The following is an 8,500-nucleotide window of genomic DNA, read 5'->3' as shown; positions in this document are numbered from 1 at the left end:
GCCAAAAAAGGCCAGCGTTTCTGCCGGATGGCGATATTGGTCGCGCGCGACATTGGCGGGCTTGCGCGTGGGGGCAGCGACAGCGGCGGCGATGGGATCGGCGGCCATCTGGTGGCCGGCATGGGCATCATGCTGCGCCAGCAGCGGCACGGTGCGGTCCAGCAGCGCGTCGCCATCGCTCCATTTCTTGAAGTAGCCCGGTTCGACCTGATTTTCCGAAGAGCGGTGATGCTCAAGGCCGATGCCGCCCATCTCGTCGGTGATGGCGAACAGGAAGTCATAATGGTTGAAATGATAGGTGCCGAACAGCGCGCCCGCTTCGTCGACCAGCTTCTTGTGATGGGCGATCTGGTCGGGCTTGGCGTCCAGCTCGTCGGCATCGTCGGCGACGATGTTGAGCGTCACATTATGGCCGAGGTCGACCGGCTTGAAATGGAGGCCCGCAAACACCGGCGAATCCTGCAAGGCTTCATAGTCGATCGTCTCATAGGCGACGGTCGATCCGGTCTTCCTGCCGCGCAGCGCGGTCGCGGCCTGCCAGCCGTCGGGATAGGTCACCGTCGCCTGAATCGGGATCTGGCGGGTATAATAGCCCGCGGGATAGAGTGACACCGATTCCCACTGGATGTTCAGCATCTTGGGCGTCACCACGACGCGGCCCTGATTGGGCTGGGTGGCGGAGAGGAACTGGAAGCTGGCCACGACCTGTTTCGTCCCCTGCGGCACGTCGATCACGAAACCATAGACGTTGAGCGGGTCGCGCTTCCACGCCAGCGGCTTGCCGTCGGCGGTGAAGGTCAGGCCCGTCAGCTTCTCGATCTGTCCCCGCGGCGCATGGTTGCCCGGCAGCCATTGCGGCATCAGCAGGGTCATCGGGCCGCTGCTGGCGACGGGGATGGTTTCCCTGACGCGGAAGATGCGCTGCACCGTGTCGGTGGCGTCGACCTCAAGGCGGATCGTGCCGCCGGGATAGGGGACGTCCCTGGGCGTGGGCGCGGCATTGTCGACCGGCAGCGCGGTCGGCCTGGAGCGGATCGCATCCTGGGCGACCAGTGGCCCTGCGATGGCCGTGGAAAGAAAAAGGGCGGCAGCAAGGCTGCGGATCATGAACATCTCCGAAATCATGTGCGGTCGGACGACCGTATAACAGCAGCATGGCGAGCCGATCAGCCCCCGTCCACCCCCAACGATGCCTGCGACATTATGGGACAAAAAAGCGCGTTTCCTTGTGGCTTCTTTGCCGCTAAAGGCGCTGTCCCATGGCGAAAATCGAAACGCCGCGCCCGGTGCGCGGCACGCAGGACATGCTGGGCGGCACCACCGAAGCGTTCCAGGAACGTTTCGCGCATGTGGTCGCGACCTTTGACCGGGTGCGCAAACTCTACGGATTCCAGCGGGTGGAAGTGCCCGTTTTTGAATCGACGGCGGTGTTCGCCCGCTCGCTGGGCGAAAGCACCGACGTCGTCTCGAAGGAAATGTATACGTTCGAGGATCGCGGCGGCGACAGCATCACCCTGCGCCCGGAATTCACCGCCGGTATCAGCCGCGCCTACATCACTGAAGGCTGGCAGCAATATGCGCCGCTCAAGGTGGCGACCCACGGCCCGCTGTTCCGTTACGAGCGCCCGCAAAAGGGCCGCTTCCGCCAGTTCCACCAGCTCGATGCCGAGATCATCGGCGCGGGCGAGCCGGGCGCGGACGTCGAACTGCTCGTTCTGGCCGATCAGCTGCTGCGGGAACTGGGCGTGTCGGAAGGCGTGACGCTCAACCTCAACACGCTGGGCGACGGGCAGAGCCGCGACGCCTGGCGCGCTGCGCTGATCGCCCATTTCGAGGCGCATCGCGATCAGCTTTCGGAAGAAAGCCTTGACCGCTTGGCTCGCAACCCGCTGCGCATCCTCGACAGCAAGGACCCGCGCGACCGCCCGGTAGCGGACAGTGCGCCGGACATCGACGCTTATCTGACCGACGAAGCGCGCAGCTTCTTCGAAAAGGTGACGGCGGGTCTCGACGCGGCGGGCGTGGCGTGGGAACGCAATGCCCGGCTGGTGCGCGGACTCGATTATTATCGCCACACGGCGTTTGAGTTCATCACCGACCGGCTCGGCGCGCAGGGCACGGTGCTGGGCGGCGGGCGCTATGACGGGCTGATCGAGAATCTCGGCGGTCCCTCGACCCCGGCGGTCGGCTGGGCGGCGGGGATCGAGCGGTTGGCGATGCTGATCGACCTGCCGGAGATTGCCGGGCCGAAGGTCGCCGTCATTCCGATGGGGGAGGTCGCCGAAGTCAGGGCTACCGGCATTATCGCCGACCTGCGCCGTGCCGGCGTCGCCTGCGACATGGGCTATCGCGGCAACATGAAGAAGCGGATGCAGCGGGCCAATGCGTCGGGCGCTGCCTTTGCGGTGATATTGGGCGATGATGAGCTGGCCCGCGGCGAAGCGGCTGTCCGCAACCTGGCCACGGGCGAGCAGGAGGCGGTGGCGCTGGACGTTCTGATCGGGAAACTGGCAGCCCTCTGATGCACATTTCCGCCGAACGCATCGCGCAGATCGAGGCGCGCCGGGACGAGGTGCAGGCGTCGATGACGCGCGCCGACCTCGCGCCGGAGGAGTTCGTGCGGCTGTCGAAGGAATATGCGGAGATCGAGCCGGTGGCCAAGGCCGCCCATGAAGTGCGTCGTCTCCGGCAGGAACTGAGCGCGCTCGAATATATGGCGGGTGGCGAGGATGCGGACGCCGATCCCGCCATGCGCGAAATGGCGCAGGAGGAAATGCAGCTGATCAAGGGTCGGTTGCCCGAGGCCGAGCGCGCCCTCGCGCTGCAATTATTGCCGAAGGATGCGGCCGACGCCCGCCCCGCCATGCTGGAAATCCGCGCCGGCACCGGCGGCGACGAAGCCGCTTTGTTCGCGGGCGACCTGTTCCGCATGTATCAGCGCTATGCCGACGCGCAGGGCTGGAAGATGGAGCTGATATCCGCCAACGCATCGGAAGTCGGCGGCTATAAGGAAGTGGTCGCCAGCGTCACCGGCATCGGCGTCTTCGCGAAGCTGAAGTTCGAAAGCGGCGTCCACCGCGTCCAGCGCGTGCCGGTCACCGAAAGCGGCGGGCGTATCCATACCTCGGCCGCCACCGTTGCGGTGCTGCCGGAACCGGAGGAGGTGGACGTCCAGATCGCCGACAGCGACCTCAAGATCGATATCTACCGCGCTTCGGGCGCGGGCGGGCAGCACGTCAACACCACCGATTCCGCCGTGCGCATTACGCACCTGCCTTCCGGCATCGTGGTGACGCAGCAGGACGAACGATCGCAGCACAAGAACAAGGCCAAGGCGATGCAGGTGCTGCGCGCCCGCATCTATGAGGTCGAGCGCGAGCGCGCCCAGAGCGAGCAGGCCGGGGCGCGCAAGGCGATGGTGGGATCGGGCGATCGGTCCGAGCGCATCCGCACCTATAATTTCCCGCAAGGGCGCGTCACCGATCACCGCATCAACCTGACGCTGCACCGCCTGCCCGAAATCCTCGAAGGGCCGGGCCTGTCCGAAGTCATCGACGCGCTGGTGGCGGAGGATGAAGCCGCCCGCCTCGCCCAGCTGGACGGCGTCGGGTGAGCGTCGCAGCGGCGCTGCGCGATGCGGCCGCCCGGTTGGACGCCATCAGCGGCACGCCGCGGCTTGATGCCGAACTGCTGCTGGCGCATGCGCTGGGAATCGGCCGCAACGAACTGTTGATGCGTCAGCGCGACCTTGCCGTGCCGCCGGGCTTCGAAGCGCTGCTCGAACGACGCCTGAAGGGCGAACCCATCGCCTATATCATCGGCGTCCGCGATTTCTGGACCATCAGCCTGGCCGTCACGCCCGACGTCCTCATTCCCCGTCCCGACAGCGAAAGCCTGATCGAGGCGGCGGTCGATCATTTCGGGGCGGCGGCTCCCACGCGCATCCTCGACCTTGGCACCGGCTCCGGCGCGCTGCTGCTGGCGGCGCTCAGCCAATGGCCGCAGGCGCGGGGGGTAGGGGTGGACCTGTCGCCCGCCGCGCTGGCGGTGGCGAAAGGCAATGCCCGGCGTCTGGAACTGGACGATCGCGCCGATTTTCGCCTGGGCGACTGGGCGGAGGGGGTGGATGGGCCGTTCGACCTCATCCTCATCAACCCGCCCTATATCGCGCGCGACGCGGCTCTGTCGGGCGATGTGCTGCACGAACCCGAAAGCGCGCTTTTCGCGGGCGCCGAAGGTCTGGACGACTATCGCCGCATCATCCCCATGCTGCCGCGTCTGCTGGCGCAGGGGGGCATGGCCGCGATCGAGATCGGCTATGACCAATGCGACAGCGTCTCCGGCCTGCTTGCGAATCAAGGATTTAGCGTTTCGGTTCGCCGCGACCTGGCCGGGCATGATCGGTGCCTGGTTGCGGTTCCCGTCCGATCGGTTTGACCGCGTGACGGATTTGCAGCGGCCCAAGCGAAAATTGCTTGGTTTATGTCATCGAAGACACTACATGGAGGTCAGGGACGGCACTATCCTGAGGATCTGCCCCGTGGGGCTTGACTGAGAAAAGGCCGTTTTCCCGCTCCTTCAAAGTCACGACGGCGCTGCTGCGCAAGCGCCTCTGGCAGCGTAAGGGCAAGGGTCTCGACGAGGCCCCTGTCCGGCGGAGCCTTACCCGGTCTGGCGGACAGACCGTGCTTTGAGGATGGCGACTGAACAGTGTTTTCAGCGAACGATGGCAAAGTGAACGCAAGGACCAGCTCTTGATCAACAACCGGCAGGCCGGTCGTCGCAATCGCGGCCGGAACAATAATGGTCGTCCCAATGGTGGCAACCGGGGCGGTGGCGATAACGGCAACCGTATCGACAACCGCGCCCGCGGCAATGCGGCCCAGCTTCTTGAAAAATACAAGAATATGGCTCGCGACGCGCAGATGGCCGGGGATCGGGTGAATGCGGAATATTATCTGCAGTTTGCCGATCATTATTTCCGCGTTCTGGCCGACAACCGCGCCCGTCAGGAGGAGCAGCAGCAGCGTTTCCGTCCGCGCGAAGACAGTTTCGACGAGAATTTCGACGAATTCGATGCAGGCGACGAGGGCGGCGAAGAGGTTCGCGCCGAACAGTCCTTCGAACGTCAGGATTATGACCGCCGCCGCGACGAGCCCCGCGATCAGCGGGATGGGCAGCGGGATGGGCAGCGGGATGGCCGGGGCGGTGATCGCAATCGCCGCGACCGGAACGAACGCAATGACCGCAACGACCGCAATGAGCGGCACGACCGCCGCCGCGAGCGGCCGGTGGCGGAGGAGACGGCTGAACAGCCGCAGGCCGAGATTGCTGCTGAGCCGGTGATCGCCGCCCCCGCGCCCGAACCCCAGGCAGAGGCCGAAGCGCCCCGTCCGCGCCGTGGCCGTCCGCGCAAGGCTGCTGCGTCTGAAGAGGAACAGCAGGGGCTGGATCTTGCGGTCCTGCCGCCGTCGATCGCCCGCGCCGACAATGATGCGGAGCCGGTTCAGGAAGCGCCGCGCAAGCGCACCCGTCGTGCCCGGCCCGCGGCCGAAGCGGCCGAGTGACCCGATTTTCCGCACCGCTTGCGTGAGGGAATCAAAAAAGGACGGTGCCGATGGCGCCGTCCTTTTTTCATGAACTGGGCAGGTCCGTCGCTTCAGCAGTCCGGCAATGGCCGCGGGCGGTGATTTTCATCCAGTGCGACGAAGGTGAACAGGCCGCTGGTGAGTTCGATCTGCTCCTCCGTGATGCCGCGTGTCGCCACCACATCGATCCGGATCGCCACCGACGTGCGGCCCCGGCGCTCTTCATGCGCATAGACCGACACGATATCTCCCAGCAGAATCGGCGTGATGAACTTCATGCCCTCGATTGCGACCGTGGCGACCGCGCCTTGCGCAACGCGCGCCGCCACGATGCCGCCCGCGATATCCATCTGGCTCAGAACCCAGCCGCCGAAGATATGCCCGTTGGAATTGATGTCGGCGATGCGCGGGCAGACCCGCAACACCACTTCGCCTCTCTGTTCAGTCGTCAAGGGGAACCTCGTCTTTCATCCGATCGATGACCTGCTCGTCATGGCCTGTTCCGCTGGACAGGAAGGTCAGCGCCATCAGACCCGTGCCGAGCATGAAGGTCAACCAGACTCCCAATATCGTGGCAATGATCATGTGGATCGGCATCGGCCCCGCCCACCAGCGCAGGAAGATCAGCGCCGCCCCGACGCATAGCGCGCCGCCCAGCGCCATCCAGAGCATGATGCGCCGGAACCGCCGCCAGGCGACCCGTGCAATTTGGGGATCATCAAGGCCTTGTCTGCGCGTCATCCCTTTTCTTTGGGGTGCGAAAGTGGGATCATCAAGGGACGGAAGAGGACATTCGACAGGGAGACGGATCATGACGATCGCAGCGATTCTGCAACGCAAGGGTCAGGATGTCGTCCAGGCGCGATCGAGCGACAGCGTGCTGTCCGTCGTTCAGCTGCTCGCCGAACGCAGGATCGGCTGTGTGCCGATCGTGGATGACGGCAAGGTGGTGGGCATATTTTCCGAGCGCGATCTGGTCTATCGCGTCGCGGAGGAAGGGGCTGCCGTGCTGGATCGCCCGGTCAGCGCCTTCATGACCAGTCCGGCGATCACCACCGATGGGCGGACGCCGGTGATCCATTGCCTGTCGCTGATGACGAAGCGGCGCATTCGCCATTTGCCGGTGGTCGTCGACGGTGCGCTGATCGGCCTGGTGTCGATCGGCGACCTTGTGAAGTTCCGGATCGACACCATCGAATCGGAAGCGGCTGCCCTGCGCGATTATATCCAGACGGCCTGAAACGTTCAGGCGGGTGCCTGCGCTGGCGGCGCCCGCCTGATGACCAGCGCGACCAGTTCGATCAACGTGCCCCGCGCGCACAGCATGAGCGCGGATAGAAAGGCGATCCCTCCCACCGGCACCAATATCCCCAGTCGGATCGGTGCCGCGAGCGGCGGCAACAGGCGATCGACCGCGACTACGACGCCGGCCATCAGCACTGAACAGCCCAGTCCCGGCGCCGCCGCCCGGCCCAGATCAATGAGCCGCAACCCCATCGGCGCTCCCGCCAGCCGGGCGGTGGCGAGGGTGAGAAGGGGAAAGGCCCCGATCCATGCCCAGGCCAGGCCGATCGCGCCGTATCGAATTCCGATCAGAAAAGCCGTCGGCATCAAAAGGGCGCCCACGGCCGCGACCCGGGCGGTCGTGCCCGGACGGCCGAGCGCATTGCTGACCGGGGCGAACATCACCTGAAGCGTCATGAACGGCATGGCGAGCGCAAGGATCGCGACAAAAGGCGCCATTTCCCGCCACTTCGCGCCGAACAGCGTTTCGACCAGCGGCTGCGCCGTGGCCGCCATCCCCAGATAGACCGGACAACTGATCAGCAGCAACAGCCGCACGGCCTTGCAAAAGGACCACGCGATTCGCGCGGGATCTTTCTGCATCCGGGCATAGGCCGGGAATGCAACGTCATTCAGCGGCGGAATGAATTTGCTGACGAATATCTGCGTCAGGAACAGCGCTTCGGCATAGAGGCCGAGTTGATGCGGTTCCAGCACACGCCCGCCGATGAAGATATCGGCTTGGCTCTGTACGATCCAGAAGAGCTGCCCGCCCAGCAGTGACGCGCCGTAGGTCACCATCGCCCCGGTGCCGCGGAAATCGAAGCTCGGAATTGGCCTGAATCCGGTTGCCAGCACATAGCCCGCGCCCTTGACCCAAAATCCCGCAAGTGGGGCGAATACCAGGGTCCACACGCCCCAACCCGACAGGGCGCCGGCCAGCGCAACGGCCGCTGAAGCCATTGCCGCCACCAGATTGACGAGGGCAGGGCGCCGAAAATCCATGGCACGGCCCATGATCGCTTCGGGAATCGAGATGAAGGGTGTCGACAGATAGAGCAGCGCCTGCACCCGCAGCAGCTCGGCGACCTTGGGCTGGGCATAATAGTCGGCAGCCCATGGCGCGATGGCGAGTTGCATCAGTGCCAGCGTGCCGTTCAGCAGCAGCATGATGCCGAAGGCCTGACGCAGCCGATGCCGGTCCAGCGTTTCCGACTGCACCAGCGCGCTCACCAGTCCATAACCGTTGAGGAAGGTTGCGAAGTTCAGAATCACCTGCGTCATGGCGAACAGGCCGTAATCGGCAGGATCGAGCAGGCGGATCACCGCCAGCGTCACCACCCAGCTGACCATCTGCGACAGGATCTGACTCCCCGAACGCCAGATAATCGCGCTCCTGATCCGCGCGCCAAAACCGGCATCATTTGCGTCGGCGTCCTGCAAACCCATTTTCATTCCCATATTTCCGGCCGCTCCTGGCCGCGAATTCGCTTTAGCGGGCAACTCCCAAAAAATTCTGAAACAAAATTGCAAAAAGGGTTTGACGGTTCGGAAAGCCCTCCATATATGCCGCCTCACCGGACGGGACGCCGCCACTGAGGCGCTGGACTGGACGGTCGCCAACATGG

At 64.8% G+C, this 8,500-nt stretch carries 8 protein-coding genes and 1 pseudogene; 5 read left to right on the top strand and 4 right to left on the bottom strand.

Translation table 11 applies throughout. The features are described 5' to 3' along the window. Window positions 1–1,107 (bottom strand): annotated as a pseudogene (locus ACFC3J_RS21010) (hypothetical protein); the annotation flags it as partial. Window positions 1,108–1,259: 152 nt separating this feature from the next. Between ACFC3J_RS21010 and hisS the strand changes: the two are divergent. From hisS to ACFC3J_RS20990, 4 genes are all read left to right on the top strand, one after another. After that, window positions 1,260–2,522 carry a histidine--tRNA ligase gene (hisS, locus tag ACFC3J_RS21005; protein ID WP_375197932.1) on the top strand — a complete coding sequence of 421 codons (1,263 nt, stop codon included), beginning with the start codon at window positions 1,260–1,262 and terminating at the stop codon, window positions 2,520–2,522. After that, window positions 2,522–3,613, top strand: a complete 1,092-nt coding sequence (gene prfA, locus ACFC3J_RS21000; RefSeq protein WP_375197931.1) for a peptide chain release factor 1 — start codon at window positions 2,522–2,524, stop codon at window positions 3,611–3,613. The genes hisS and prfA overlap by 1 nt, the downstream gene beginning before the upstream one ends. Continuing rightward, complete coding sequence (prmC, locus tag ACFC3J_RS20995; protein ID WP_375197930.1) at window positions 3,610–4,437, top strand: peptide chain release factor N(5)-glutamine methyltransferase; 828 nt, start codon at window positions 3,610–3,612, stop codon at window positions 4,435–4,437. The genes prfA and prmC overlap by 4 nt, the downstream gene beginning before the upstream one ends. 317 nt (window positions 4,438–4,754) lie before the next feature. Continuing rightward, window positions 4,755–5,567 carry a DUF4167 domain-containing protein gene (locus tag ACFC3J_RS20990; protein ID WP_375197929.1) on the top strand — a complete coding sequence of 271 codons (813 nt, stop codon included), beginning with the start codon at window positions 4,755–4,757 and terminating at the stop codon, window positions 5,565–5,567. A gap of 92 nt (window positions 5,568–5,659) precedes the next feature. Here the strand turns inward: ACFC3J_RS20990 and ACFC3J_RS20985 are convergent, their stop codons facing one another. Together ACFC3J_RS20985 and ACFC3J_RS20980 are read right to left on the bottom strand one after the other, a co-directional pair. Further along, window positions 5,660–6,040, bottom strand: a complete 381-nt coding sequence (locus ACFC3J_RS20985) for an acyl-CoA thioesterase (protein WP_375197928.1) — start codon at window positions 6,038–6,040, stop codon at window positions 5,660–5,662. Then, window positions 6,030–6,329 carry a hypothetical protein gene (locus tag ACFC3J_RS20980; RefSeq protein WP_375197927.1) on the bottom strand — a complete coding sequence of 100 codons (300 nt, stop codon included), beginning with the start codon at window positions 6,327–6,329 and terminating at the stop codon, window positions 6,030–6,032. The genes ACFC3J_RS20985 and ACFC3J_RS20980 overlap by 11 nt, the downstream gene beginning before the upstream one ends. A 70-nt stretch (window positions 6,330–6,399) precedes the next feature. Between ACFC3J_RS20980 and ACFC3J_RS20975 the strand changes: the two genes are divergently transcribed. Beyond that, the gene (locus ACFC3J_RS20975) at window positions 6,400–6,828 is read left to right on the top strand and encodes a CBS domain-containing protein (protein ID WP_375197926.1); all 429 of its coding nucleotides are present in this window, start codon (window positions 6,400–6,402) and stop codon (window positions 6,826–6,828) included. A gap of 5 nt (window positions 6,829–6,833) precedes the next feature. On the opposite strand, the gene ACFC3J_RS20970 is transcribed toward ACFC3J_RS20975, so the two are convergent. Then, a complete protein-coding gene (locus tag ACFC3J_RS20970; protein WP_375197933.1) occupies window positions 6,834–8,321 on the bottom strand; it encodes a lipopolysaccharide biosynthesis protein in 1,488 nt (495 codons plus the stop codon). Window positions 8,322–8,500: the final 179 nt, after the last annotated feature.

The organism is Sphingobium sp. (assembly GCF_041987595.1).
Taxonomy (GTDB): Bacteria; Pseudomonadota; Alphaproteobacteria; order Sphingomonadales; family Sphingomonadaceae; genus Sphingobium.
Note: the sequence above shows the minus strand (reverse complement) of the source record. Positions and strands in the feature narration are given on the sequence as shown.